Source organism: Streptomyces sp. NPDC088915, from assembly GCF_044749825.1.
Taxonomy (GTDB): domain Bacteria; phylum Actinomycetota; class Actinomycetes; order Streptomycetales; family Streptomycetaceae; genus Streptomyces.
On the sequence record NZ_JBIVIR010000018.1, the window covers coordinates 128,336 to 154,581 of the forward strand.

A 26,246-nucleotide genomic window follows, 5' to 3' on the forward strand; every position below is an offset into this window, starting at 1 on the left:
GAGGGATGAGAGGTGGGGGCGGGGCACGCCCGCGGCGTCGGCTCCGCGGGTGTGCGGGGGTTCACGGGCCGGCGTGGGCCGAGGCCCGGGCGAGGGAGCCGGTCGCGTGGGCCAGGAGGCCGAGCGCGGCGGCGCCGCAGACGAGGGTGGGGACGGCCCCGGGACCCCAGGCGTCGACGAGGGTGCGCACCGGGACGGCGAGCGCGTCGAAGCCGGGGACGGGGAGGCGGGAGGAGAGGACGCTCGCGAGGGCGAGCGCCTCGGCGGCGCAGGCCGCGGCGAGGGCGGCCGAGGCCGTCTCGGGGTGGCCGTGGACGGTGAGGAGGCGGGCGAGCAGCAGGAGCGCGCCGAGGGCGAGGGCCCCCGGGCCGGCCCCGGTGGGGACGAGGAGGGCGGCGAGGGCGAGGAGTTGGAGGGTCACGGTGCCGAGGAGCAGCGGCCGGACGGCGGCGGCGAAGTCGGCGAGGCCCCGGCTGTCGGCGATCCGGCGGCGGGCCCGGCGGGCGAAGAGGTGGGCGCACCAGGCGGCGGGGGCGACGGCGGGCGCGAGGCCCAGGAGGGGGCCGGGGGTGAGCTCCCAGAGGTCGTCGGGGCCGCCGGTGAGCACCTCCGCGAGGAGTCCGTCGCCGCCGACCGCGTACGCCAGGAGCCAGAGGGTCCAGAGGCGGGCGGCGGGCACGGTCCGTCCGCCGGGCGCGCGGAGGGGGCCGCGCCGGACGGCGAGGAGCAGCGCCCCGCCGAGCCCGAGGGCCCCGGCGGCGCCGACGGCGGCGCGCACGGGCCCGTGGGTGAGGGCGAGTCCGAGCCCGGCGAGGGCGGCGACGGCGCCGGGCGCGAGCACGGCGAGCGCCCAGGGGGCGGCGGGCTCCCGCCGGTCCTCGGCGGCGCGCGTCTCCTCGCGGCGGCGCGGCACGCGCGCGTACAGCTCCTCGGCGAGCGAGAACACGTCCCGGTGCCGGTAGCGGGCGGCGGTCCGGTCGGTGAACCCCCGCGCTTCGAGCCCGGCGGCCACGTCGAGGGGGTCGACGGCCCGCTCGCACAGCTCCCGGTGCCGGTGCATGAGCACGCGGACGGGGTCGGCGGTGCCGTGGCGGGGGCGGGGGGCGGCCGGGACGGCCTGCGCGGCCGGGGGCGGCGGGGGTGCGGGCGCCGTGTCCGGGGAGGGGGCCGTGTCCGGAGCGGGGGCCGGGGCGTCCCGGTCCGCCGACGGCTCGTCCCGGTCCTCGCCTCCGCTTCCGCTTCCGCGAGCGTTCCGGTCTCCGCTCCCGTGGGCACCCTCGTCTTCGCTCCCGCGAGCGTCCTGGTCTTCGCCCTCGCGAGCGTTCTCGCCTTCACTCCCGCGAGCGTTCTCGCCCTCGTCCCCGTGGGCTTCCTCGTCCCCGCTCCCGTGGGCGGGCACGGGCGCGAGCGGTGGCCGCGGCGGTTCGGCGGGCCGTTCCCCCCGGTCCTCCTGGTCCTTCCGGAGGGCGGGGGCGGTCGGGTGGGGCCGCAGGGGTGTCGCCGTGGCCGCCCCCGGGGCCTGGACTATCCCGGGCGGGGGGTCCTCGACGGTGCCGGCCCTGAGGGCGGGGGCGCCGAGGAGGGCCTCGGAGCGGGCGTCCCAGGCTCCGGGGCTGGTCGGGGCGGCGGAGCCGCGCATGGGGTCGTCTCCTTCAGGCATCGGGGGCTCCCGTGCCCGCGGTCACGGCTCCGGGGTTCCAGCTGCCCGGCACGTGCGCCTCGGCGGGGTGGGCGAAGAGGGCTCCGTCGCCGGGGCGGTGGCGCACCGGCGCGCGGGAGAGGAGTTCGAGGTAGATGCCGTGGAAGGCGGCCAGGTTCTGTTCGACGGTGAAGAGTTCGAGCGCGCGGGCGCGGGCGGCGGCGCCGAGCCGGTGCCGCCGTCCGGGGTCGCGCAGCAGCGCGAGGCACGCGTCGGCGAGCGCCCGGGGGTTGCGCGGGGGCACGACGAGCCCGGTGCCGCCGATGATCTCGACGACCGCGCCGACGTCGGTCGAGACGGTGGCCCGCGCGCAGAACATCGCCTCGACGAGGCCGGCCGGGAAGCCCTCGACGGTGCTGGAGAGGACGACGACCGCGGCGGAGGCGTAGGTGTCCTCCGGGGTGGGCGCCTCCGGGCCGCCGAGCTCCTCGAAGGAGACGGGGTTCTCGCCGACGGCGTGCGCCCCGGCGGCCTCGTCGGGGAAGAGCTGCGCGGCGAACCCCTTGCAGTGGGCGAGGTACGCGTCGGCGCCCGGGTCCCGCACGGGGACGGTGACGATCCGCAGCCGGGCGTCGGGCTGCCGGGCCCGGACGTCGGCGAAGGCGTGCAGCAGGGCGACGAGGTCCTTGGCGGGTTCGGCGCGGCCGACCCAGACCAGGGTGGTGGGGTCGCCGCTCTCCTCGTCCTCGCCGACCCCGTCGAAGCGGTCGGCGGCCATGCCGGGGTGGACGGTGCGGACGCGGGCCCGGTCGGCGCCGCACTTCTCCTGCCAGCGGCGGGTGTGGGCGTTGCCGGGGGTGAGCAGGGCGGCCTGCCGGTAGACCTCGGCGGCGAGCCGCCCGTGGAGGGAGGCGAGCAGGGTGCGCAGGGGCGCGGAGCGGTCGGCGCCGGCGGCCGAGAGGTAGTGGGCGCGGAGCTGGACGCCGTACTCGGTGACCAGGAGGGGGGTCCCGAAGAAGCGTGCGGCCAGGAGTCCGGGGAGGGCGGTGGTGCCTCCGGCGGCGGCGTGGCAGAGGTCGGCCGCGCCGAGGGCGTCCTCCTCGTACCAGTCGAGGGAGAGGGGGCGCAGGACCCGCTCCAGGTGCTCGGCGAAGGCGAGGTGGTCGGGGAGTCCGGCGGCGGCCGCGCCCCGGCGTGCGCCGGGCGCGCGGCAGGCGGTTTCGAGGGCGCGGACGGCGTCGTCGGAGCGGAGCGCGCCGGGCAGTCCGCCGCGCTCGCGGGCGAGTTCGGCGAGCGCGTAGAGCCCTTCGGCGAAGGCGTCCGCGCCGTCGCGGCCGCCCGCCTCCTCCTCCGCGCAGAGGCCCGTGGCGAGGAGCTCGTACGCCGCGGTGAAGCGGTGGCGGTCGCGGCGGCCGTAGGCGCGGCGGGCGGCGCGGGGCGTGCCGGGCGCGGTCCGTTCGAGGAGGGTGCCGGAGGCGTCCCCGGGGTCGGCGGCGCGGACGAGCCGGGCGTTGGGGGGCAGCGGCGGGGTGGCGCCGGTGGAGGACGGACGGCCGACGGCGTACAGGTCGAACCGGTGCTGTCCGAGTCCGCGCACGAGCCGCTCGCACCAGACGCCGGACTCACCGACGGCGTACGGGTAGCCACCCTCCGTGAGCAGTCCGATCCGCACGCGTGCACCCCCGATCTCCCTTGACGGCGGCCACCGTTGGTCCGGTGACTCGCAGCGGGAAGAACGTAAACAAAGAAGTCGGTGGTGCGACGGACGGTTGTCCGTCGCACCACCGGAAGGGGTGAATGCTCGTAACTTTCCCACCCCGGTCGCGTTCTGTCGCGGTAAGCAGCGGAACGGTGACGGAGGGTCAGGCGACGGCCAGCTCCTTGCCCTGCCCACCGAGTCGTTCCCGGCGCTGTGCGCGGCGCGCCGCCGCGAGGACCGGGTCGAGCGAGGGGACGGCGGCGAGCAGCTGCCGGGTGTACGGGTCCCGGGGCGCCCCGTACACCTCCTCGACCGTGCCCTGTTCGACGATCCGGCCGCCGCGCATGACGGCGACCCGGTCGCTGACCTGCCGGACGACCGCGAGGTCGTGGGCGATGAAGACGAGCCCGAGGCCGAGTTCGGCCTGGAGCTCGGCGAGCAGCGCGGTCACCTGGGCCTGGGTGGTGACGTCGAGCGCGGAGACGGGTTCGTCGCAGACGACGATCCGGGGTTCGGCGGCGAGCGCGCGGGCGATGCCGACGCGCTGGCGCTGGCCGCCGCTGAACTCGTGCGGATAGGCGCCGTACCGGTCGGGTTCGAGCCCCACCCGGTCGAGCAGCTCCCGCACCCGGCCCCGGATCCGCCGCTCGTCGCGCTCCCCCGCCGCCCGGAGCGGGTCGGCGATCGACTCGCCGACGGAGCGGCGCGGGTTGAGGGAGGCGACGGGGTCCTGGAAGACCATCTGGAGTTCGCGGCGGTACGGGCGCAGCTCCCGCTCCGGCAGGACGCCGATCTCCGTCCCCCCGTAGCGGAGCCGGCCGCCGGTCGGGTCGAGGAGCCGCACCAGCATCCGGCCGAGGGTGGTCTTGCCGCTGCCGGACTCCCCGACGACGCCGAGGGTCTCGCCCGCGCGGACGGTGAGGGAGACATCGTCGACGGCGGTCACGATCCGCTTGCCGCGCCCGAACTCCCGCCGCAGGCCCACCGCTTCGAGCAGCACCTCGCCCTCTTCCGACACACCTCTGACCGGCCCGTCGAGCCGGGGCACGGCGGAGAGGAGCGTGCGCGTGTACGGCTCCGAGGGAGCGGCCAGGAGGCCGGCGACGGGGCCGCGTTCGACCTCGCGCCCGTCGCGCATGACGAGCACCTCGTCGACGCTCTCGGCGGCCACGCCCACGTCGTGGGTGACCAGGAGCAGCGCGGTGCCGGTCTCGCGGCGCAGTTCGTGCAGCAGGTCGAGGATCTGGGCCTGCACGGTGACGTCGAGGGCGGTGGTCGGCTCGTCGGCGACGAGGAGCCGGGGCTCGCAGGCGAGGGCCATCGCGATGAGGGCGCGCTGGCGCATGCCGCCGCTGAACTCGTGCGGGCGGGAGCGGGAGCGGCGGGCCGCGTCGGGGATGCCGACCCGGTCGAGGACGTCCACGGCGCGGGCGCGGGCGGCCTTCCGCGAGCCCCCGGCGTGGATCCGGTACACCTCGGCGATCTGGTCGCCGACGGCGTAGTAGGGGTCGAGGGAGGACAGCGGGTCCTGGAAGACCATGGCGGCGACCCCGCCGCGCAGTCGCCGCAGGTCGGCGGGGCCCGCGGTGGCGACGTCGACGCCGCCGACGCGCACGGTGCCGGCGACCCGGGCGCCGGTTCCCCGGTGGAGGCCGAGGAGGGCGCCGGCGACGGTGGACTTGCCGCTGCCGGACTCCCCGACGAGGGCGAGCGCGCGGCCCTCGGCGAGGGTGAGGGAGAGCCCGTCGACGGCCCGTACGGAGCCGCCGTCGCGGTCGAAGGAGACCGTCAGGTCCCGCACCTCGACCAGGGGGGCCGGGGTGTCGGACGGGGCCGGTCCGGAAGCGGTCCCGGTCGTCACGTCGGGACCACTCTTCTCCGTCGTCACATCGGGACCACCCTTCTCCGTCGTCACGTCAGGACCACCCTTCGGTCGGCGGCCGCGTACAGCAGGTCCGCGAGGACGTTGGCGAGGACGACGGCCGTGCCCATCACCATGACCACGCCGACCACCACGGGCAGGTCGACCTGGCGCACCCCGTCGATGAGGGTCTTGCCGAGGCCGGGGATGCCGAAGAGGGACTCGGTGAGCACGGCTCCGCCGAACATCGAGCCGAGGTCGACGGCGCTGATCGCGATCACCGGCGGGACGGCGCCGCGCAGGGCGTGCCGGGTGACGACGGACCGCTCCCCCACCCCGTAGGCGCGGAAGGTGCGGATGTGGTCCTCGGCGAGCGTCTCCAGCGTGGAACTACGGGTGAGCCGGGCGTACTTGGCGGATTCGAAGAAGCCGAGGGTGATCCAGGGAAGGAGCATGTTCCAGGCCCACTGCTCGGGGTCCTCGCCCAGCGGCACGTAGCTGGGGAAGGGCAGCCACTGGAGGTGGGCGCAGACGGCCATGAGGAGGAGCAGGCCCAGGATGAAGACGGGCGTGCCGGTGCCGGCGAGGGTGAGGACGGTGAGGACGCGCTCGGTGATCCCGCCCCGGCGCAGGGCCGAGAGCAGTCCGGTGCCGACGCCGACGAGGAGCCAGACCACCATGGCGCCGAGGGCGAGGGAGGCGGTGGCGGGCAGGCGCTCCAGGACGAGCCGGGTGACCTGTTGGTCGCTCTGGTAGGAGAGGCCGAGGCAGGGCGCGTCGCAGTGCACGACGGAGGTGCCGGTGGAGTGGTCGCGGCCGGTGAACACGCCCTGGAGGAAGTGCAGGTACTGCGCGAACACACTCTGGTCCAGGCCGAGTTGCTCGCGGACCTGGGCGATCTGCTGGGGGTTGCAGCGCTCGCCGCAGGCCAGCCGGGCGGGGTCGCCGGGGGCCAGGTAGAACAGGGCGTACACGAGGACCGAGAGCGCCAGGAGGACGAGCGCGGCACCCGCGAGCCGCTTGAGGACGAAGCGGGTCATCGGGAGGACTCCTTACGGGTGCCCACGCGCAGCCGGCTCGCCTCGCGCGGGTCGAGGGCCGTGCGGACCGCGTCGCCGAGGACGGTGAAGGCGAGCACGGTGGCGAAGAGCAGTCCGGCGGGCAGCAGGACGTACGCCGGGTCGGCGCGGAACCAGGTCTGCGCGGTCGACAGCATCTGCCCCCAGGACGGGGTGGGCGGGGTGACGCCGACGCCGAGGAAGGAGAGGGACGCCTCGACGACGATGTTGGTGGGGACGAGGATCGCCGCGTAGGTGATGACGGGGGCGGCGAGGGCGGGCAGCAGTTCCCGGCGGGCGGTCCGCCACCGTCCGGAGCCGGCGAGGCGGGAGGCGGCGACGAAGTCGAGGCTCTTGAGGGTGAGCGTCTGGGCGCGCACGATCCGGGAGGTGCCGGCCCAGCCGAGGAACCCGATGACGAGGATCAGGAGCAGCGGCCGGGGGAAGTCGCGGGGGACGACGGCGGTCAGCGCGACGGCGAGGACCAGCATCGGGAGGGCGACGAGGACGTCGGTGGTCCGGCCGAGGACGGTGTCGACCCAGCGGTTGCCGAGTCCGGCGGCGAGGCCGACGAGGACGCCGATGAGGATCTGGACGGCGGTGGCGCCGATGCCGACGAGCAGCGAGATCCGGGCGCCGTACAGGAGCCGGACGAACAGGTCGCGGCCGGTGCCCGGTTCGACGCCGAGCCAGTGGTCGGCGCTCGCGCCGCCGAAGGAGCCGTACGGGACGCCGCCGCGCGCCGAGTCGACGAGGTCGTCGTGGTACGCGTACGCGTCCTGGCCCTCGATGGAGGCGAGCAGCGGCGCGGCGAGGGCGAGGAGGACGAGCAGGAGCAGGACGGCGGAGGCGGCGAGGGCGGCCGGACGGGTGCGCAGCCGTCGCCACACCTGCCGGGCGGCGCCCGTGGCGGGGATGCCCGCCACGGGCGCCGGCGTGTCGGTCAGGGCGGTCACTTGACCGCGACCTGCGAGACGTCGAGGACTCCGGTCCAGTCGCTGATGACGACGTTCTTGACGTCCTTGCCGACGAGGCGCTTGTAGACCGGGTGGAAGAGCGGCACGTCGAGGGCCTGCTCGCCGATCTTCTTGTCGAGGGCGCCCCAGCGCGCGGCGGCGGCCTTGAGGTCGGTCAGCTTGTTGATCTCGTCGATCTCCTTGTTGACCGCCGGGTCGTTCAGCTGCGCGTGGTTGTAGTTGGAGCCGTTGGTGACGATCTGGCGTCCGTCGAAGATCGGCGCGAGGAACGGGCCGCCGGCCGGCCAGTCGGCGCCCCAGCGGGAGAGGAAGAAGCCGGGGGCGTCCTTGACGCTCCAGCGCTTCTCATTGAAGGAGTTGGGCTCTTGGCCGTCGAGCTCGACGGTGATGCCGGCCTTGCCGAGGGCCTCCTGGACGGCGGTGGCGATCTCGGGGCTGGTGGTGCGGTTCTGGGCGGTGGAGTGCAGCAGGGTGACGGTCAGGCCGTTGGGGAAACCGGCCTCCTTGAGCAGCTCCTTCGCCTTCTCCGGGTCGCCCGTCTTGCCGGCCGGGAAGTGGTCGTACGGCGTGAAGCCGAAGGCCTTCTGCTCGGGCAGGAAGGTGGTGGCGGGCTCGGCGAGCGCGGAGCCGCCGGCGGCGTTGACGACGCTGGTGCGGTTGACCGCGTACGAGATGGCCCGGCGGACCTTGGGGTTGTCGAAGGGCTTCACCTTCGGGTTGAAGGCGATGTAGTTGGTGAAGCCGAAGTGGCCGGTGCCGACACGGGCGGCGAGCGCCTTGTCCGAGCCGATCTGGGCGAGTTCGGCGGGGCCCAGGTTGGTGTCGGTGGTGACGGCGGCGGCGTCGGCGCCGGAGGAGGTGGCGAGGCGCTGGTTGATGACGGCCTCGTCGAGCCCGGACCGGACGTCGATCTTGTCCGGGTAGGCCTTGCGCTCCTCGTCGGTCTCGGGGTCCCAGTGCTCGTTGCGCTCCAGGACGAGGCGCTCGCCGTCGTTCTCGTTGCTCACGACCTTGTACGGGCCGGAGGAGACGGGGTGCTCCTCGTACGTCGCGCCCTTGTCCTTGGCCTTGGGGACGGGGGCGAACTGCGTCTGGGTGGCGACGAAGGGGAACTCGCCCTCGGGCTTCTTCAGCTTGAAGACGATGGTCTTCGGGTCGGGGGTGACGATCGAGGCGAGGCCCTTGGGGTCCTTGTAGGGGCCCTGGTAGGTGTCGCCGCCGACCAGCCAGTCGCGCAGGTAGGGGGCGCCGCCGGAGAGCTCGGCGGCGAAGGAGCGCTCGATGCCGTACTTGACGTCGGCGCTGGTGATGGGCGTGCCGTCCTCGAACTTCAGCCCGTCCTTGAGGGTGTACGTCCACTCCGTGGCGTCCTTGTTGGGGCGGCCGGTGTCGGTGGCCAGGTCGGGGACGACCTGGGTGCCGGCGGCGCCCGCCTCGCGGTTGCGGGTGGTGAGCGTGCGGAAGACGAGGGAGGGGACGTTGCCGCCGCCGGAGGTGTAGAGGCGGGCGGGGTCGAAGTCGGTCTGGGCCTCGGCGTTGAGGACGGTGAGCGTGCCGCCCTTCCGCGGGGCGGCCGAGCCCTTGCCGGAGGTGCCGTCCTTGGCGCCGGCGTCCTCGGGTCCCGCGCAGGCGGCGGCGCCCGAGACCAGGACGACGCTGACGGCGGCCGCTGCCACGCGGCGGGAAATGACGGACGGTTGACGCATCGGAGAAGACCTCTCGGAGAACTGCGGCGGAAGGAGGGGGAATTCCTCGCGGGCAGCGGCGAGAGACGGTGTTGCCGGTGTTTCCGTTGTTCTCAGGGAGTTGCCGAGCATTCCTGACACACGGAGGCCGCGCCCACGGGGACGGAACCCGGGCGCGGAAAGGCGTCGGCGATGGCGGGAAACGCGAAGGGGCCGACCTGCGCTCGGGCGGTGGTCAGCGACAGAGAACGTCGGACACGGCATGTCCGGACACGCCGATGAGCGCCAGCTCAAGGGCGGCGCGCTCGGAAACGGCGTGACGGGTCGACATGCCGAGAAATATGGACGAACACGCGAGCGATGTCAACGCAGTTCGCACTGCTTTTGAGACAAGCGTCTCGGCATACGATCGGCCACGAAAGGGCCGTCGGCCGGGATCGACCTCAACTTCCGGGGTGTACCCAGGGGTTGGGACGGCACGCGATGCCGTCGATGTTCAGGGACTTGGTCTGCTGCTGCATCACGGGGGCGAGCGCGCCGGGAGTGCGGCAGGACACGTGGTTGTGCCCGAGCCGGTGGCCGACCTCGTGGTTGATGAGCATCTGGCGGTAGGCGTACATGGCCTTGGGCCCGAAGGTGCTGGAACCCTGGGCCCAGCGGAACGCGTTGATCATCACGCGCTCCGTGGAGGCGGAGTCGCAGGACACGTTGTCGACCGTCGTGTCGAGCCCGGACTTCCGGCACCAGGCGGCGGTGGTGCCGGGGCTGGCGAGCGTGATGACGAACTCCGGCTCCCCGCTGGAGACCCGCTCGAACGTCATCGCGCCGTCGCCGGCCCAACTGCGGGGGTCGTTGAGGGTCTTCTGCACGGCGTCGGCGAAGAGCCCCGGATCGAGCCCGATCCCCTTCTCGACGTCGACCCGGTAGCGGATGAGCCGCCCCTTCCCGGGCGCCTTCTGGAACCCCTGGACGGCCTCGAAGGCACCGGCCCCCTTCAGCTCGGGGTCGATGGGGAACTGACGGGTCATGAGCTGTTCGTACGTGGGCGCCGGGGGCTTCGAGGGGAGCGCCGGGAGCGACGGGGCGGTCCGGCCGTCGGAGCGGGAGGCGGAGGAGTCGTCCACGGCCCGCTCGGCCGGTTCCCCGGCGGCGCGCGGGGCGGGCGAGGACGCCTCCTCGTCGGTGACCTGTCCGGCGACGACGACGGCGAGGACGGTGGCGACGGCGGCTGCCGCGACCCCGGCGAGGGTGCGGCCGAGCCCGCCCCGGCCGGCCGGGGTCCCGGCCCCGTCCTCGTCCTCGTCCTCGTGACGGGGCGCGGGGACGAACGGCTCCTGCTCGCCGGCCTGTTCGGGCTCGGCGGTCAGGGTCCGGCCGCGCCGGCCGCCGTACGGAGCGGGACGCGCCCCGCCCTCGTCGTGCTGCGGGTGCCCGCCCCGTACGACACCCGCCCGGTGGACGGGGACGCCGCGGGCGGGGGTCTCGTGCGCCGGGGTGCCGTACACCGGGGTCCCGTGGGCCGGCGTGCCGTGCGCCGGAGTGCCGTGCGCGGGCGTCCCGTACGCCCGGGGTCCCGGTGCGGGAGCGCCGTGCGGCGGCGGTCCGTACGCCGGTGTGCCGGCGGGCGGTGTGCCCGTCGGGTCCCGGCCGTCGTCGGCCGCGGTCGCGGTCCTGCGGCGGCGGCCCGTACCGGCGGGGGCCGGTCCGGTCGCGCCCGGTTCCGCCCCGCTCCGTCGCTGTCCCGCGCCCCGCGCCCGGCCGGTGTCGACCGGCGGGGGCGCGGCGCCCTTGCGGCTGTGTCGTCCCACGCCCCGGATCAGCTCCCGCCGTGATCGGCGATCAGTTCCCGGGCGGCCTGGGCGACCGTCTCGGGGTACTCCATCATCGCCACGTGCCCCGCGTCGGGCAGGGTCAGCAGGCGCGAGCCGCGGAAGGCGGTGGCCGCCCTCCGGGCCATCCGGAACGAGACGAGCCGGTCGCGCCCGCCGTAGACCAGCAGCGTCGGGGCGAGGACCCGCTCGGCCTGCCGCCACAGGCCGTGCTGCCCGCCGAGGGTGTAGGCGTCGACGATGCCGCGCGAGGAGCGGGCCATCGCGTCCCAGAAGTACGGCAGCTCCAGGCGCCGCTCCATCTCCTCGACCGCGTGCAGGAAGCCCTCGTCGGTCACCCGGCCGGGGTCGCCGTAACAGAGCGCCATGACCCCGCGGACCCGCTGCTCGGGCGTCCAGCCCCGGGTCAGCCGGGCGAAGGAGGAGGAGACGCCGGGCAGCGCGAGGAGCGCGGTGGGCCAGGCGCTGCGCTGGGCGCGCAGCTCGGGCAGGGCCGGCGAGATCAGGGTGAGGGTGCGGACCAGGTCGGGCCGGACGGCGGCGACGCGGGTGGCGACGGCGCCGCCCAGCGAGTTGCCGAAGAGGTGGACCGGTCCGCGCCGCTCGGAGTCGAGGAGCCGGATGACGGCGCGGGCGTGCCCGGTGACCGAGTAGTTGCCGTCCGCGGGCGGCGGGGAGACGCCGAAGCCGGGCAGGTCGACGGCCTCGCCGTCGACGAGGTCCGCGAGCAGCGGCATCAGGGCGGACCAGTTCTGCGAGGAGCCGCCGAGGCCGTGGACGTACAGCGCGGACGGCAGTCCCGGCCGGTCGCCCGGCCGGGCGCGGACGTTCAGGCTGAGGCCGGGCAGGGTGACGGAGCGGAGCTCCTCGCCGTCGGCGACCCGTACGGCGCGGGACCGTGACGCGGGTGGTGCGGCGGCGGTCCGGGTTTCCGGCAGCTCGGTCGAGGACATGGCCGCAATATTACGAGACGATCACGCGCCCCCGTGTGTGGGTGCGGTCACAAGTCCGTGTGCGGCGGGGCGCATGTACTCCTAGGCTCGAAGGGAAGTCGTCGGGCAGGACCTCGATCCGTCCACCGGAGGGAGCCGCATGACTGTCGATCCGACCGAGCCGGACACGTTCGCCGAGGAGGAGGTCGTCGAGTTGCACGAGGAGACGCCGGAGGCCGACGCCGCCGAGCAGCACGCCGAACTCAGGCCGAGCGAGGACGAGCCGCTGACCCACGTCGAGCGCGATTCGGCGAACGAGGCCGACGCGTCCGAACAGGCCCGCGTCGTCGCCCTGGACGAGGACGACTACCGCTGAACGCCCGGACGGGCGGGCGGGGGAACGGGCGGGCGGACACGGGAGCGGCCGCCGCCGGGCCGCACGCGGCGCCGATTCGTTCGGTTCAATCCTGAACCGGCTGTCGACCCCGGTGTCCGGTCCGTGAAATTCTGCGTCCGCACCGCGCACAGCCGGGTTACCCAAAAGTACGATGGCGGCGCGTCGCTACAGCGCGCATGGATCGATTCTTGGGAGGCCGCGTGAGCGCCATCGAGCAGACAGAGGCAGCACGCCCTCGGGGCACGCGCCTGCCGCGACGTGCCCGACGGAACCAGCTGCTCGGCGCGGCCCAGGAGGTCTTCGTCGCCCAGGGGTACCACTCCGCCGCCATGGACGACATCGCCGAGCGGGCGGGCGTCAGCAAGCCGGTGCTGTACCAGCACTTCCCGGGGAAGCTGGAGCTCTACCTGGCCCTCCTCGACCAGCACTGCGAGTCGCTCCTCCTGGCGGTGCGCACCGCCCTGGCCTCCACCACGGACAACAAGCTCCGGGTCGCGGCGACCATGGACGCGTACTTCGCCTACGTCGAGGACGAGGGCGGCGCGTTCCGGCTGGTCTTCGAGTCCGACCTGACCAACGAGCCGGCCGTGCGCGAGCGCGTGGACCGGGTCAGCCTCCAGTGCGCCGAGGCGATCTCCGAGGTGATCGCCGAGGACACGGGACTGTCCAAGGACGAGTCGATGCTGCTCGCCGTGGGCCTCGGCGGCGTCTCCCAGGTCGTGGCGCGCTACTGGCTGTCGAGCGAGTCCCCCATCCCGCGCGACAAGGCGGTGGGGCTGCTCACCTCGCTCGCCTGGCGCGGCATCGCGGGCTTCCCGCTCCACCCGGTCGACGGCCAGCTGAGCGCCGAGGGCCACTGACTCGCGGCTCCTCGCCGCGTGTTCGCTCCTGGCGTGCGGCGACCGCACCGTGCGCGTCCCCTCACCGGGCTAATGTGTGCAGCGTACGGCGCGGAGGAATCGCGCAACGCCGACGTTCGGAGGGACATAGCCGTGGAGGTCAAGATCGGCGTGCAGCACGCACCCCGGGAGATCGTTCTGGAGAGCGGGCAGTCCGCCGAGGAGGTCGAGCGCGCTATTGCCGACGCGCTGGCCGGCAAGACGCAGCTGCTCAGCCTCGCGGACGAGAAGGGCCGCAAGGTCCTCATTCCGGCCGACAGGATCGCGTACGTGGAGCTCGGCGAGCCCAGCGTCCGCCGTGTGGGGTTCGGCGCGATCTGAGCCCGGGAGCCATCGGAAGGGCCCGGCGGACCGTCCTCGGTCCACCGGGCCCTTTCGTCTGTCCGTATGCCCGTATGTCCACGTCGGGCGGTACGGGAGGATTGCGCGCCGGACGCCACGGGTAGGGAAGACCTCGACCGCAGCACCCGCCCCGCACCCCTCGCGAGGTGATCCCCCGATGTACCTGGAAGCCCTCGGCTCCGCCCTGTTCGGTCTCGTCCTGGCCTGGGCCGCCGTGCACCGGCTGCCCGACCGCCTCCCCGGCCGGGGGCCCGTCCTCGCCACCGGAGCGCTCGGCGGGGTGTTCGGCGCGTTCGTCACCCACGGGGCGCTCGGCCCCGGCCACCCCTTCGCCACCCTGGTGGGCGCCGTGGCGGTGGCGGCGGTGGTGCTGTCGCTCCTGGTCCGCCCCCGGGCCGCGCGCCGGCTGCGCCGATCAGCGACGGGCCGGTCGGCGACGGTCTGAGCGCCGCCGCCCCTCCGTACGGTCCGTGACTAGGCGGCGAGGCCCAGGGCGGCCATGCGCTTGGTGTGCGCCTCGGTGATCCGGGAGAACATCCGGCCGACCTCCGCGAGGTCGAAGCCGTCCGCGACCCCGCCGACCAGCATGGTGGAGAGCGCGTCCCGCTCGGCGACCACGCGCTGGGCCTGGGAGAGCGCCTCGCCCATCAGGCGGCGCGCCCAGAGCGCGAGCCGGCCGCCGACGCGCGGGTCGGCGTCGATCGCGGCGCGGACCTTCTCCACGGCGAAGTTGCCGTGGCCGGTGTCGTCGAGGACGGAGAGCACCAGGGCGCGGGTGTCGGAGTCGAGCCGGGCCGCGACCTCCCGGTAGAAGTCGCTGGCGATCGAGTCGCCCACGTACGCCTTGACCAGGCCCTCCAGCCAGTCCGACGGCGCGGTCTGGCGGTGGAAGTCGTCGAGCGCCTTCGCGAAGGGCTCCATGGCCTCCGTCGGCTCCGCGTCGACGGCCGCGAGGCGGCCCCGGAGCTGCTCGAAGTGGTGGAACTCGGCCGAGGCCATCTTCGCCAGCTCCGCCTTGTCCGCGAGGGTCGGCGCCAGCTTGGCGTCCTCGGCGAGCCGCTCGAAGGCCGCCAGCTCTCCGTAGGCGAGGGCGCCGAGGAGGTCGATCACGGCGGCGCGGTACTGCGGCTCGGCGGAAGCCGCCGCCCAGTCCTTGGCGGCGATCCCGGTGGGTGTGGCGTTGTCAGGCGTCTCCATGCAGCGCACAATAGCCCGCCCGCGCGGCCCGGGAAGGTCCTGGTCAGTCAGTGTGACCGTGCCCTCATCACGTTTTCCCCCGACACACATGCGCGATTCCGGGGTACAGTGGTAAGGCGCCTGCTGAGTATGCGGACATGCTTTCGCACGTTCGGACGTATCCGGTGGGCCGACTCATGAATGAGGATGCCCGGTCGGTGGCCCGATCGGCTCCGGCCCGACAGCCCTTCCGGCGGACCCGCGGAAGGGTCACCCTCAGCGGTACGACGCTCGAGCGACGGCAGTGGTCCCGTGCCACCCGGCGGCGGTCTTTCCGATCGCGCCGACAGTGATCCGGCACGGTACGACCCCCTTCGTTCGCCTCGCGCCGCGTCTCACAGAAGAGGCAGCACCCTGACTACCACTTTCCGAGAGCTCGGAATCCTTTCCGAGACGGCCGAGGCCCTGGAGGCCGTCGGCATCGTGAACCCCTTCCCCATCCAGGAGATGACCCTCCCGGTCGCCCTCACCGGCACCGACGTCATCGGCCAGGCCAAGACCGGCACGGGCAAGACCCTCGGCTTCGGCCTGCCGATCCTGGAGCGCGTGACCGTCCCCATGGACGTCGAGGCCGGCCGGGCCAAGCCCGAGCAGCTCACCGACGCCCCGCAGGCGCTCGTCGTCGTGCCCACCCGCGAGCTGTGCACCCAGGTCACCAACGACCTGCTGACCGCCGGCAAGGTGCGCAACGTGCGCGTGCTCGCCATCTACGGCGGCCGGGCGTACGAGCCGCAGGTCGAGGCGCTGCAGAAGGGCGTCGACGTGGTCGTCGGCACCCCCGGCCGCCTGCTCGACCTGGCCGGCCAGCGCAAGCTCGACCTCTCCCACGTCAGGGTCCTCGTCCTGGACGAGGCCGACGAGATGCTCGACCTGGGCTTCCTGCCCGACGTCGAGAAGATCATGAACATGCTTCCGGCGAAGCGCCAGACCATGCTGTTCTCGGCCACCATGCCGGGCGCGGTCATCGGCCTGGCCCGCCGCTACATGTCGCAGCCGACGCACATCCGCGCCACCTCGCCCGACGGCGAGGGCGTCACCGTCGCCAACATCAAGCAGCACGTCTACCGCGCGCACTCGATGGACAAGCCGGAGCTGGTCTCCCGCATCCTGCAGGCCAACGGCCGCGGGCTCGCGATGATCTTCTGCCGCACCAAGCGCACGGCGGCCGACATCGCCGAGCAGCTGGAGCGCCGCGGCTTCGCCTCCGGCGCCGTCCACGGCGACCTGGGCCAGGGCGCCCGCGAGCAGGCGCTGCGCGCCTTCCGCAACGGCAAGGTCGACGTGCTCGTCTGCACCGACGTCGCCGCGCGCGGCATCGACGTCGAGGGCGTCACCCACGTCATCAACTACCAGTCGCCGGAGGACGAGAAGACGTTCCTCCACCGCGTGGGCCGCACCGGCCGCGCGGGCGCGAAGGGCACGGCGGTGACCCTGGTCGACTGGGACGACATCCCGCGCTGGCAGCTGATCAACAAGGCGCTCGGCCTGGACTTCCACGACCCGGTCGAGACGTACTCCAGCTCCCCGCACCTGTACGAGGAGCTGGACATCCCGGCGGGCACCAAGGGCATCCTGCCCCGCGCCGAGCGGACCCGCGCGGGTCTGGGCGCGGAGGAGCTGGAGGACCTGGGCGAGCCCGGCGGACGCCGTGCCCGCGGCCCGAAGGCGGCGGAGAGGACCGAGGAGCGCCCGGAGCGCACCCGGACCCCGCGCCAGCGCCGGCGCACCCGCGGCGGCGGCGACGCCGTCGACGCCCCGGCGCCCTCGGAGCGCACCGACGCCGCCCAGGCGGCTCCGGCCGCCGTGCCGGCGGGTGACGAGGCCCGGACCGAGTCCGGTCCGCGCACCCCGCGCCGCCGCCGTCGCACCCGGGTCGGCGCCCAGGGCTCCGCGCCGGTCGCGCAGACGGCCTCGGTCGCCGTCGCCGAGGCCCCGAAGGCCGTCGAGACGCCGAAGACCGAGGCTCCGGCCCCGGCCCCGGTCGTCACCGAGACGCCGAAGGCGGAGGTTCCGAAGGCTGACGCGCCCAAGGCCGAGGCCCCGAAGGCCGAGACGCCCAAGGCCGAGGAGCGGAAGGCCGAGGAGCCGAAGGCTCCCCGTCGCCGTGCCCGTGCCGCCCGTCCGGAGGCCGTCCAGGCCGCCCCGGCGGTCCGTACCCCCGCGGCCCCCGCCGTCCAGGAGCCCGCTCCGGTCGTGCGCCGTCGCCGCGCCCGGGTGCGTCCGGCCGAGGAGACCGTCTCCTTCCAGACGCCCGAGACCGCCGCGGCCGCCCTGCGGGCGCAGTCGGCCGTCGAGGCGCCGAAGACCGAGGCCCCGGTCGCCGTCGAGGCGCCCAGGGCCGAGGAGCCGAAGCGGGCCCCGCGCCGCCGTGCGGCCGGTAAGGCCGTCGAAGCCGCTCAGGCCCCCGAGGCCGTCGAGTCGGCCGTCAAGACCGCCGAGCCCGTCGCCGCCCCGGTGGCCGAGCCCGTCGCCGTCGTCGCCGAGGCCCCGGCCGAGGTTCCGGCCCCGCGCCGTCGCCGTACGGCCCGCAGGCCCGCCGGTTCGCCGGTGACCGCCGAGGCCCCGGCCGCCGAGCCGGTGGCCGAGCCGGTCGCGGCTCCGGTCGTCGAGGAGGCGCCCGCCCCGCGCCGCCGCCGCGCCGCCACCCGGGCCGCCGGTTCCCCGGCGTCCGCCGAGGCCGCGGTCATCGTCGTACCGGCCGTGGCACCGGCGCCGGTGGCCGAGGAGGCTCCCGAGCCCGCCCCGCGCCGCCGCGCCGTCCGCAAGGCCGCCGCCGCGCCGGTGACCGCAGAGGCGCCGGTGGCCGAGGCCCCCGCCGAGCAGGTGGCGGAGCCGGTCGTCGAGCCGGTCGCGGAGGAGGCCCCCAAGAAGGCCGCCCCGCGCCGCCGCACGGCGAAGAAGGCCGTGGCCGAGGCCGTTCCGGCGGTCGAGGCCCCCGCCGTCGAGGAGGCCCCGAAGGCTCCCCGTCGCCGCGCGGCGAAGAAGACGGTCGCCGCCGAGGCGCCCGACGCCTCCGAGCCGCAGGCGCCGAAGGCTCCGGCCCGTCGCCGTACGGTGAAGAAGGCCGTCGCCGAGCCGGTCGCCGAGGCCGTGGCCGGGGACGAGGAGCCGAAGAAGGCCCCGCGTCGCCGCACCGCCAAGAAGACGGCGGCCCCGGCCGAGAGCTGAGCCCGTCCCGCACCACCGCCGCGGCCCGTCCCCTTCCCGGGGGCGGGCCGCGGCGGTGTCCCCGGGCCGCGCCGCCCCGCCGTCCCCGGACTACAGTCCGGGTCATGAGCAAGCCCAGGTCCCTGACCCTGCCGCCGCGCACCCGCGCCCGCCGTCTCGACACCGTGCGCGGACCGTTCGCCGTGCTCGACGCGGAGCCCGAGGGGGAGCGGCGGGGGACGGTGCTGCTGCTGCCCGGGTACACCGGCAGCAAGGAGGACTTCCTGGCCCTCCTGGAGCCGCTGACCGGCGCCGGGTACCGGGCCGTGGCCGTGGACGGGCGCGGGCAGAACGACACCCCGGGCCCCCGGGGCCGGGCCGCCTACCGCCGCCGGGCGCTCGCGCTCGACGCGGTGGCGCAGGCCCTGGCGCTCGGGGACGGCCCCGTGCACCTGGTGGGCCACTCGTTCGGCGGTCTGGTGGCCCGGGCGGCGGTGGCGGTCGCGCCGGACGCCTTCCGCTCGCTCACCCTGCTCTCCTCGGGCGTCGGGCGGGTCTCCCGGCCGCAGCGGATCCGGGTGCGGGCGCTGCGGGCCGGACTCGCGCTGCTGTCGAAGGAGCGGGTCTGGGAGGCGATGTGCCGGCTGGACAGCCGGGGCGAGGAGCCGGACACGTCCGACGTGCCGGGGCTCGCGGACTTCCTGCGGCGGCGCTGGACCCGCACCCGGATCGCCCAGCTGCGGGGCGCCGGGCGGCTGCTGCTCGACCGCCGGGACGGTACGGAGGAGCTGCTCGCGCTGCGGACGCCGCTGCACTTCGCGTACGGGACGGACGAGATGGTCTGGTCGACGGCGGACCTCGCCGCGGCGGCGGCCCGCACCGGCGCGCACCACACGGTGGTGGCGGGCGCGGGCCACTCCCCCAACGTGTCGCACCCCGGGGAGCTGACGGCCCGCCTCCTCGGCTTCTGGGAGCGCGTGGTCGCGTCCCCGGAGGTCAGTACTGCGCCTTGAGGTGCTGCCAGAAGCCGTCCCGCAGGGAGCGCCGGAGCGCGGCGTGGCCGCGCAGGGAGCGGCTGAGCAGGCGCTCCGCCTCGACGAGCAGGTCCTGGTCGAACGATCCGGGCAGATAGGGCGCGCCGGGCAGGAGCTCGGCGAGCCGGTCCCGGCCGCGCTCGGCGAGCCAGGCCGCCGCGATCTGCGCGCCGACGAAGCGCACCTCCTCGCGGGAGGGCGGCGGCTCGCCCTCGTTCTCGTACGTGGTGACGGGGCGGCGGGTGACGTACGGGCGGCAGAAGTCCAGGTCGAAGGTGCGCTGGCTGTCGACCTCCCAGAGGAGGGCCTCGGCCTGGTTGCGGCCCTCGGCGGCCTCGATGCCCCAGAGGTGGACGCGGGCGCCGTAGCCCTGGGCGGCCTCGACGGCGGAGACGAGGTCCTCGTCGCCGCCGACGAGGGCGGCGTCGCTGATGGCGCGGTGGCGGGCGAGGGACTCCAGGTCCGTGCGGATGAGGGAGTCGACGCCCTTCTGCTGGTTGTTGGCGTTGAGGTTGCCGAGGCGGACCTTGACGTCGGGCAGTTCGGCGATGGCCTGCTGCTCGGGGGTGTGGATGCGGCGGCGGGCGCCGTCGTACCAGTAGACGCGCAGGAGCCGGCTGTCGGCGAAGATCGTGCGGGCCTTGTCGATGAAGGCCTCGATGAGCCCTTCCGCGTCGAGGTCGAAGGAGCGCCGGTCCTCGGTGCCGACGACAAGCAACCCGGCCGCAGCATGGACGTAACCCGCGTCGACGAAGATGGCGTGTGTGGAAGGGGTCTTGGCGACCTCGGCCAGCATCCGCCGGAGGAGCTCGTTGGTGCGCTCCAGGCGTGCGTCGAGTGCGCGCAGGCGGGCGTCGGTCTCGGTCACCTGTGTGGTGTCTGCGTCGTTCATACGCGGCTCATTGTCCGCCATGCGCGGCTCGTTGTCCGCCGCCGTCGGTCCGGCCGCCGCACCCCCTTACTCGCCAGTATTTAGACATCCGAAAATTTTCCTTAGCGTAAGGAATGTTTGCAGGATGCATGTCGTTGTAGAGATACGTAACGCAGTTCTCCATCAGGAGGATCAACTCAGACGAAGGGAGAAGCCCGTGCGCTTCGAAATCCTGCGACTCGACGACGTCGACGGCACGCCCGTCGACCGGACGGTCGTGGACGCCGCCTCCGTCAACCGGATCGTGCAGCAGGCCGCCTCGATCGGCCAGCGCATCTGGATCCGCCCCGCCGAGACCTCGGCCTCGTAACAGGCCGGGTCCACCCCGACGCACCGCGCCCCCGCGCGGACTCCGCGACAGCGGAATCCGTACGGGGGCGCAGTGGCGTCCGGGCCCGTCCCGGCGGGCTCAGGAGCCCCGGACGACCTGGGTGACGCCGTTGATGATCTGCTGCACCGCGATGGCGGAGAGCATCATGCCGGCGAGCCGGGTCACCAGCACCACGCCGCCGTCCTTGATGATCCGGATGATCACGAGCGAGTACCGCATGGTCAGCCAGAGGACGACGTGCATGGCGGCGATGGCGGCCCAGACGGAGATCTGCGAGGCCACGCCGTCGGCGTGCTGCACGGCGAGGATGACCGAGACGATCGCGCCGGGCCCGGCGAGCAGCGGCATGCCGAGCGGGACGAGGGCGACGTTGACGTCCTTGGTCTGCTTGGGCTCGTCGGTCTTGCCGGTGAGCAGGTCGAGCGCGATGAGCAGCAGGAGCAGTCCGCCCGCGATCATCAGGGCGGGGACGGAGACGTGCAGGTACGCCAGGATCTGCTGGCCCAGGATGCCGAAGACGGTGATGACGCCGAAGGCGACGGCGACGGCCTGCCAGGCCATCCGGCGCTGCACCTTGGCCGGGCGGCCGGAGGTGAGGGCGAGGAAGATCGGGGTGATCCCGGGGGGATCCATGATCACGAAGAGGGTCAGGAACAGCGAGCCGAAGACGGCGACGTCGAACACGGTGGGGTGCCTTGCGGGAGAGGTGGAACGGTGGGGTGTCGCCCGTGGGATCCGGAACGTGGGATTCCGTCACCGGGGCAGGGGGTGTGCCGCCCCGCGTACGGCACAGGGCGGTACGAAGGGTGGACCGGGAGCGGTGATGAGGCCTGCGGACGGCTCCGCGGACGCGCGTCGGCGCGGCGGGTTCCGTCGAGCGAGGTACGGCCCAGGGCCTGTCCGGCGGATCATGGCCGGGGCCGCCGGGCAGGCCCTAGGCGGTGACGGGTCCCCCGGCGCCGGGGACCGGGAAGGCACCCGCCGCGCGGCGGGTGATCTCGCCGTAGATCTCGGGGTCGGTGGTGTACTCGCCGAGCCGGCAGGTCTTGCGGCTGCCGTGGTAGTCGCTGGAGCCGGTGGTCAGCAGGCCCAGCTCCTTGGCGAGCCCGCGCAGCCGCGCCCGCGTCGCCTCGTCGTGGTCCATGTGGTCGACCTCGACGCCGTCGAGCCCGGCCTCGGCGAGCCGGGCGATCGCGGCCTCCGGGAGCACCCGGCCGCGCTTGACGGCGAGGGGGTGCGCGAAGACGGTGACGCCGCCGGCCGCCTTGACGAGGCGGATCGCCTCGACCGGGTCCAGCTCGTGCTTGCCGACGTGGGCCCGGCCGCCGTCGGCGAGCCACTCGGGCGTGAAGGCGCCGGACACGTCGGGGACGACCCCGAGCTCGACGAGCGCCTCGGCGACGTGCGGACGGCCCACGGAGCCGTCGCCGGCGATCCGGGCCACCCGCTCCCAGGTGACGGGGACGCCGAGGTCCCGGAGCTTGTCGACCATCGCCCGGGCGCGGGGCACGCGGTCGTCGCGGACGAGTTCGCGCTCGGCGAGGAGCGCGGGCTCCTCCGGGTCGAAGAGGTACGCGAGCAGGTGCAGGCCGATGCCGTCCATCCGGCAGGACAGCTCGGCCCCGGTGACGAGGGTCAGCCCCTCGGGCAGCGCGGCGATCGCCTCGGCGTGGCCGCGGGTGGTGTCGTGGTCCGTGAGGGCGACGACGTCGAGCCCGGCGGCGGCCGCGTTCCGGACGAGCTCGGCCGGGGAGTCCGTGCCGTCGGAGGCCGTGGAGTGGGTGTGCAGGTCGATGCGCACGACGCGGTACTCCGGGGGCTCGGGACGGACGGGGACGCTCCAGCATAACGGGCGAATCGAACACGCCCGTACGGAAGGAACGCCCCGGCCCGACGAGAACTCGGCGCGGTGAAACCGTGGTCCGGCGGCGGTCTCAGCCCAGCAGTCTCGGGGTGAGCGCCCCGCACGGCAGCAGTTCGACCTCGGCGCCGGCGTCCCGCAGGTCCGTCAGGACCAGTTCGTCGTACATCAGGAGGCCGGACTGCTCGGGCCAGACGATCGCCCACAGCCACAGGCCGCGCGCCTCGCCCGCGAAGACCGCGCGGTCGTGCGGGGCGCCGGTGACGTGCCAGAGCGGGGTGGGGCGCCCGGCGGCGAGCACCTTCGTCTGGGGCGGCTTGTCGATGGCCATGCCGGAGCCGGGGTCGAGCCCGTCGATGCCGGCGTACCGCGCGCCGAGGCCGACGCCGAGCTCCTCGGCGACCAGGAGCAGCTCCCCGATCCCGCCGAGCGGGCCGGGGCCCGAGCAGGCGACGGCGGTCGCGCGTCCGCCGCTGCGGTCGTCGCCCGCGTACGCGACGCCGGTGAAGAGCCAGCCGACGGGCAGGGGCCACGGCATCCACACGGGCACCCGGGAGCGGTGCACCACGACGCCGAGGGCCTCGACGCTGGGCGGGACGACGGGCTGGAGCGGGTGCACCGAGCCGTGCACGTCACACTGCCAGGAGTCGGCGAAGAGGCCGGGCGCTCTGACCCGGCCACCGCACTTCGGGCAACTGGGTTCGCCCCTCATAGGGCTCAACGGTCCTACCCCTTCCGTCCCGCGTCAAGGACGACCCCGAACGATCACCCGTCCGACACGGGCCGCCCACTCGCACATCCCTTCCGCTATACCCGCACACCGCCTCCCCATATAGGTGTAGCTTGCACTCATTAGGCCGTCTAACTTATTCTGTGTATATCGCACCCATCCGGTCGCCACGGAGGAACAGCACCCATGGAGAGAGAAGCAGCGCCCGCGGAAGACGCGCCCACGGGCGGGAGCATCCTGCGCCAGCCCCCCGCCGTCTGGGCCACGGCCGGCGCCTCGGTCGTCGCCTTCATGGGCATCGGCCTCGTCGACCCGATCCTGCCGTCGATCGCCCAGGGCCTGCACGCGACCCCGAGCCAGGTGTCCCTGCTCTTCACCTCGTACTTCCTGATCACCGCCGTCGCGATGCTGGTCACCGGCTTCGTCTCCAGCCGCATCGGCGGCCGCAGGACCCTGCTCGCCGGGCTCGCCCTCGTCGTCGTCTTCGCCGCCCTCGCCGGCACCTCCGACATGGTCGGGCAGCTCGTCGGCTTCCGGGCCGGCTGGGGCCTCGGCAACGCGCTCTTCGTCTCGACCTCGCTCGCCGTCATCGTCGGCGCGGCGGCCGGCGGCAGCGCGGCGGCGATCCTGCTCTACGAGTCGGCGCTCGGCCTCGGCATGGCCTGCGGACCGCTGCTCGGCGCGGTCCTGGGCGACGCGAGCTGGCGCTACCCCTTCTTCGGCACCGCCGCCCTGATGGCGATCGGCTTCCTCTGCATCGCGGTCTTCCTCAAGGAGCAGCCGAAGCCGGCCCGGAAGACCTCGCTGCTCGACCCGGTCCGGGCCCTGGGCCACGGCGGCCTCGCCTCGGCCGCGGCGGCGGCGTTCTTCTACAACTACGCCTTCTTCACGGTCCTCGCCTTCACCCCGTTCGTGCTGGACATGACGCCGTACAAGTCCGGCGCGGTGTTCTTCGCCTGGGGCGTGCTGCTCGCCGTCTTCTCGGTGCTCGTCGCGCCCCGGCTCCAGCGCCGGTTCGGCTCGCTCACGGTGCTCACCGGCTCGCTGGTGCTGCTCGCGGCGGACGTCGTGGTGCTCGGCTACGGCGGCCACACCACCGCGATCGTCTGCACGGTCCTGTCGGGCGCGTTCATCGGCGTCAACAACACCGTCTTCACCGAACTGGCCCTCGGCGTCTCGGACGCCCCGCGCCCGGTCGCGAGCGCGGGCTACAACTTCGTCCGCTGGTTCGCCGCGGCGGCCGCCCCGTACTTCGCCCCGAAGATCGAGGAGTGGACCGACGTCCACGTGCCGTTCGTGGTGGCCGGCGCGGCAGCGCTGCTCGGCGCCGTCGTCGTCACGGTCCGCCGCGCCTCCCTCACCCACGAGGCCGAGGAGCAGGCGCCGAAGCACGCCACCGAGGACGGCGTCGGCGTCTTCGCCAACTGACCGGCGACGCGAAGGGTTTACGGGCCCGTCAGTCGAGAGGCACGGACCTGCGCAGGGGATCGCGCAGGTCCGTCCCGTGCGCCAGCCAGCGCTCCTCCAGGGCCTGCGCCCCGTGCACCCGCTTCCACGCCGCCTCGTTCGAGGTCATCGGCAGCAGCGGCAGGAACCGCACCGGGTCCATCGGCTCGTCCAGCTCCAGGTCCTCCACCAGGCCGCCCGACTCGGCGACGAGCACCGAACCGAAGGGGGCGTCCGGCCAGAGCGGTTCTCCCACGTCGAGCGAGGCGCCCGGGGCCACGACCACGCCCTCCACCTGCGGGGTGGAGGCGAGCACCGCGAGCGGGCGCAGCACCTTGTCGGTGTCGGCCAGGCCCGCCCGTACGGTGAGGACGAGTTCCGCGCGCGGACCCTTCACCGGATCGGCGAGCACGGCGGTCGGATCGGCCATCGGCCGCGCGGACATCCCGAGGGTCGCGTACCGCACGAGATCGCCGTCGACGAAGCGGAGCACCTCGATCCGGTCCGTGCCGAGAAACGTCACCGCGGCGCGCGCGTCCGGTTCCCCGAGGGCCGTGCGCAACCGGGCCTCGACCAGAGCAAGAACTTCTCCCATGGGTTGAGCATAAAGCGCGTATGGAACGGGCAAAGGAAGGGATTGACCCTCTGTCGGCTGATAGTCTTGGCCGCTGGCCGGGAGCGTTGGATCCCCGACCACTCGTCACACGTCATCCCTCACGGGGGACCGGCCGGAGGAGGTGGGGCTGCGATGGACCGAAGTCGGTCGGGCAGTACCAGCGGCTCTTCCGCCCCGCACCCGAGCCCGGTGCGCTTTTCCTCCCGGTGATTCCGGGTACGCGACTCCAGGACCGCGCGATCCCCCGATCCGCACGGACCGCGCGACCCCCTTCTCCGGCATCTCGCACGACGGAAGAGCATTTCGCCCTCGCCTGTCCGTAGCGAATGTCTGTAGCGAACGCCGTCACCGCGATCCCCCGGTGCCGCCCGCTTTGTGGACGACGTAGCTCCACGTCCCCATTCCGGGCTGTGCCACGCTCGCCGACGGCCTCTCCGTGAAGGAGCATGCCCATGTCGATGATCCGTGACCTGCGTGCCGCCGTCCGTCCGAGCCTGCGGCACCCCCTGCGCAAGACCCCCACCACGTACACCGCGTACGACCCCACCCGCGACCACTCGGCGTCCACCGCCGTCGTCGACTGCGCCGTCTACCGCGACGGGCGCCGGGTCGAGGACGACGCGTGCCTCACCCCGCGCGGCGCGATGCGGCGCGTACGGGAGAAGGGCGGCTTCGCCTGGATCGGCCTGCACGAGCCGACCGAGGCCGAATTCGCCGTCATCGCCGCCGAGTTCGGGCTGCACCCGCTCGCCGTCGAGGACGCCGTCCACGCCCACCAGCGGCCCAAGCTGGAGCGGTACGACGACACCCTCTTCACCGTCTTCAAGACGATCCACTACGTCGAGCACGCCGAGCTGACCGCGACCAGCGAGGTCGTCGAGACCGGCGAGGTCATGTGCTTCACCGGACCCGACTTCGTCATCACCGTCCGGCACGGCGGGCAGGGCTCCCTGCGCAACCTCCGCCACCGCCTCCAGGGCGAGCCCGAGCTGCTCTCCAAGGGCCCCTCGGCCGTCCTGCACGCCATCGCGGACCACGTCGTCGACGGCTACATCGCGGTCGCCGACTCCGTCGAGCTGGACATCGACCAGCTGGAGATCGACGTCTTCTCGCCGGCCGTGAAGGGCTCCACGCGCGGTACGGACACCGGCCGGATCTACCAGCTCAAGCGCGAGGTCCTGGAGTTCAAGCGGGCCGTCACCCCGCTGCTGCGGCCGATGCAGCTGCTCAGCGAGCGGCCGATGCGGCTGGTGGACCCGGACATCCAGAAGTACTTCCGGGACGTCGCGGACCACCTCGCCCGCGTCCAGGAGCAGGTCGTCGGCTTCGACGAGCTGCTCAACTCGATCCTCCAGGCCAACCTGGCGCAGGCGACCGTCGCGCAGAACGAGGACATGCGCAAGATCACCTCGTGGGCGGCGATCGTCGCCGTCCCCACGGCGGTCTGCGGGGTGTACGGCATGAACTTCGACCACATGCCGGAGCTGCACTGGAAGTACGGCTACCCGATGGTGCTCACCGGCATCGTCGTGGTCTGCCTCACCATCCACCGCACCCTCAAGCGCAACGGCTGGCTGTAGCGCCGGCCCCGGTGGA

General features: G+C 74.1%; 24 protein-coding genes. 9 read left to right on the plus strand and 15 right to left on the minus strand.

Annotated features, from left to right (window positions below; all coding sequences use genetic code 11):
- Positions 1-61: 61 nt before the first annotated feature.
- From ACIP5O_RS29500 to ACIP5O_RS29540, 9 genes are all read right to left on the minus strand, one after another.
- A complete protein-coding gene (locus tag ACIP5O_RS29500; RefSeq protein ID WP_401298517.1) occupies positions 62-1,660 on the minus strand; it encodes a hypothetical protein in 1,599 nt (532 codons plus the stop codon).
- A complete protein-coding gene (locus ACIP5O_RS29505) occupies positions 1,653-3,311 on the minus strand; it encodes a DUF3492 domain-containing protein (RefSeq protein ID WP_401298519.1) in 1,659 nt (552 codons plus the stop codon). Before ACIP5O_RS29505 ends, ACIP5O_RS29500 begins: the two co-directional genes overlap by 8 nt.
- Positions 3,312-3,501: 190 nt before the next feature.
- Positions 3,502-5,199, minus strand: coding sequence for an ABC transporter ATP-binding protein (locus ACIP5O_RS29510; RefSeq protein ID WP_401298522.1), 1,698 nt, complete (start codon positions 5,197-5,199; stop codon positions 3,502-3,504).
- 50 nt (positions 5,200-5,249) lie between these two features.
- A complete protein-coding gene (locus tag ACIP5O_RS29515) occupies positions 5,250-6,239 on the minus strand; it encodes an ABC transporter permease (protein ID WP_401298525.1) in 990 nt (329 codons plus the stop codon).
- Positions 6,236-7,213 carry an ABC transporter permease gene (locus tag ACIP5O_RS29520; RefSeq protein WP_401298528.1) on the minus strand — a complete coding sequence of 326 codons (978 nt, stop codon included), beginning with the start codon at positions 7,211-7,213 and terminating at the stop codon, positions 6,236-6,238. Before ACIP5O_RS29520 ends, ACIP5O_RS29515 begins: the two co-directional genes overlap by 4 nt.
- Positions 7,210-8,940, minus strand: a complete 1,731-nt coding sequence (locus ACIP5O_RS29525; protein WP_401298530.1) for an ABC transporter substrate-binding protein — start codon at positions 8,938-8,940, stop codon at positions 7,210-7,212. The genes ACIP5O_RS29520 and ACIP5O_RS29525 overlap by 4 nt, the downstream gene beginning before the upstream one ends.
- 214 nt (positions 8,941-9,154) lie before the next feature.
- Positions 9,155-9,250: an Ms4533A family Cys-rich leader peptide gene (locus ACIP5O_RS29530; RefSeq protein ID WP_356542865.1), complete on the minus strand. Its 96-nt coding sequence runs from the start codon at positions 9,248-9,250 to the stop codon at positions 9,155-9,157.
- A gap of 112 nt (positions 9,251-9,362) precedes the next feature.
- Positions 9,363-10,727, minus strand: a complete 1,365-nt coding sequence (locus ACIP5O_RS29535) for a DUF3152 domain-containing protein (RefSeq protein WP_401298533.1) — start codon at positions 10,725-10,727, stop codon at positions 9,363-9,365.
- 8 nt (positions 10,728-10,735) lie between these two features.
- The gene (locus ACIP5O_RS29540; RefSeq protein WP_401298536.1) at positions 10,736-11,701 is read right to left on the minus strand and encodes an alpha/beta fold hydrolase; all 966 of its coding nucleotides are present in this window, start codon (positions 11,699-11,701) and stop codon (positions 10,736-10,738) included.
- Positions 11,702-11,840: 139 nt separating this feature from the next.
- Here ACIP5O_RS29540 and ACIP5O_RS29545 point away from each other — a divergent pair, with 139 nt between their 5' ends.
- The 4 genes from ACIP5O_RS29545 (at position 11,841) to ACIP5O_RS29560 (ending at position 13,763) form a co-directional block, all read left to right on the plus strand.
- On the plus strand, positions 11,841-12,056 hold the full coding sequence (locus tag ACIP5O_RS29545) for a hypothetical protein (protein WP_125657812.1): 216 nt from the start codon (positions 11,841-11,843) through the stop codon (positions 12,054-12,056).
- A gap of 221 nt (positions 12,057-12,277) precedes the next feature.
- The gene (locus ACIP5O_RS29550; RefSeq protein WP_401298540.1) at positions 12,278-12,937 is read left to right on the plus strand and encodes a TetR/AcrR family transcriptional regulator; all 660 of its coding nucleotides are present in this window, start codon (positions 12,278-12,280) and stop codon (positions 12,935-12,937) included.
- A 132-nt stretch (positions 12,938-13,069) separates the two neighbouring features.
- Entirely contained in the window at positions 13,070-13,297 is a 228-nt protein-coding gene (locus tag ACIP5O_RS29555) for a DUF3107 domain-containing protein (protein ID WP_401298543.1), read from the plus strand.
- Between the two features lie 178 nt (positions 13,298-13,475).
- Positions 13,476-13,763: a hypothetical protein gene (locus ACIP5O_RS29560; protein ID WP_401298546.1), complete on the plus strand. Its 288-nt coding sequence runs from the start codon at positions 13,476-13,478 to the stop codon at positions 13,761-13,763.
- 29 nt (positions 13,764-13,792) lie between these two features.
- Here ACIP5O_RS29560 and ACIP5O_RS29565 read toward each other — a convergent pair whose 3' ends face one another.
- Entirely contained in the window at positions 13,793-14,515 is a 723-nt protein-coding gene (locus tag ACIP5O_RS29565; RefSeq protein ID WP_356542460.1) for a ferritin-like fold-containing protein, read from the minus strand.
- Between the two features lie 486 nt (positions 14,516-15,001).
- Here ACIP5O_RS29565 and ACIP5O_RS29570 point away from each other — a divergent pair, with 486 nt between their 5' ends.
- Both ACIP5O_RS29570 and ACIP5O_RS29575 read left to right on the plus strand, forming a co-directional pair.
- Positions 15,002-17,722 (plus strand): DEAD/DEAH box helicase, encoded by a 2,721-nt coding sequence (locus tag ACIP5O_RS29570; RefSeq protein WP_401298730.1) that lies wholly within the window; start codon positions 15,002-15,004, stop codon positions 17,720-17,722.
- Positions 17,723-17,826: 104 nt separating this feature from the next.
- Entirely contained in the window at positions 17,827-18,714 is an 888-nt protein-coding gene (locus ACIP5O_RS29575; protein ID WP_401298549.1) for an alpha/beta fold hydrolase, read from the plus strand.
- On the opposite strand, the gene ACIP5O_RS29580 is transcribed toward ACIP5O_RS29575, so the two are convergent.
- Entirely contained in the window at positions 18,698-19,627 is a 930-nt protein-coding gene (locus tag ACIP5O_RS29580) for an NYN domain-containing protein (protein WP_365541174.1), read from the minus strand. The two genes, ACIP5O_RS29575 and ACIP5O_RS29580, sit on opposite strands and share 17 nt — an antisense overlap.
- Before the next feature lie 196 nt (positions 19,628-19,823).
- Here ACIP5O_RS29580 and ACIP5O_RS29585 point away from each other — a divergent pair, with 196 nt between their 5' ends.
- Entirely contained in the window at positions 19,824-19,976 is a 153-nt protein-coding gene (locus ACIP5O_RS29585; protein WP_104860408.1) for a hypothetical protein, read from the plus strand.
- Positions 19,977-20,075: 99 nt separating this feature from the next.
- On the opposite strand, the gene ACIP5O_RS29590 is transcribed toward ACIP5O_RS29585, so the two are convergent.
- The 3 genes from ACIP5O_RS29590 to ACIP5O_RS29600 form a co-directional block, all read right to left on the minus strand.
- Positions 20,076-20,681 carry a MarC family protein gene (locus ACIP5O_RS29590; RefSeq protein WP_401298553.1) on the minus strand — a complete coding sequence of 202 codons (606 nt, stop codon included), beginning with the start codon at positions 20,679-20,681 and terminating at the stop codon, positions 20,076-20,078.
- 250 nt (positions 20,682-20,931) lie between these two features.
- Positions 20,932-21,798: a PHP domain-containing protein gene (locus tag ACIP5O_RS29595; protein WP_401298556.1), complete on the minus strand. Its 867-nt coding sequence runs from the start codon at positions 21,796-21,798 to the stop codon at positions 20,932-20,934.
- A gap of 133 nt (positions 21,799-21,931) precedes the next feature.
- A complete protein-coding gene (locus ACIP5O_RS29600; protein WP_125657783.1) occupies positions 21,932-22,570 on the minus strand; it encodes a DUF6758 family protein in 639 nt (212 codons plus the stop codon).
- A 204-nt stretch (positions 22,571-22,774) separates the two neighbouring features.
- On the opposite strand from ACIP5O_RS29600, the gene ACIP5O_RS29605 reads away from it, so the two are divergent.
- Complete coding sequence (locus tag ACIP5O_RS29605) at positions 22,775-24,016, plus strand: MFS transporter (protein ID WP_401298559.1); 1,242 nt, start codon at positions 22,775-22,777, stop codon at positions 24,014-24,016.
- A 28-nt stretch (positions 24,017-24,044) separates the two neighbouring features.
- On the opposite strand, the gene ACIP5O_RS29610 is transcribed toward ACIP5O_RS29605, so the two are convergent.
- Complete coding sequence (locus ACIP5O_RS29610; RefSeq protein WP_401298562.1) at positions 24,045-24,629, minus strand: suppressor of fused domain protein; 585 nt, start codon at positions 24,627-24,629, stop codon at positions 24,045-24,047.
- 473 nt (positions 24,630-25,102) lie between these two features.
- On the opposite strand from ACIP5O_RS29610, the gene ACIP5O_RS29615 reads away from it, so the two are divergent.
- A complete protein-coding gene (locus ACIP5O_RS29615) occupies positions 25,103-26,230 on the plus strand; it encodes a magnesium and cobalt transport protein CorA (protein WP_356542446.1) in 1,128 nt (375 codons plus the stop codon).
- The last annotated feature ends 16 nt before the right edge of the window (positions 26,231-26,246 follow it).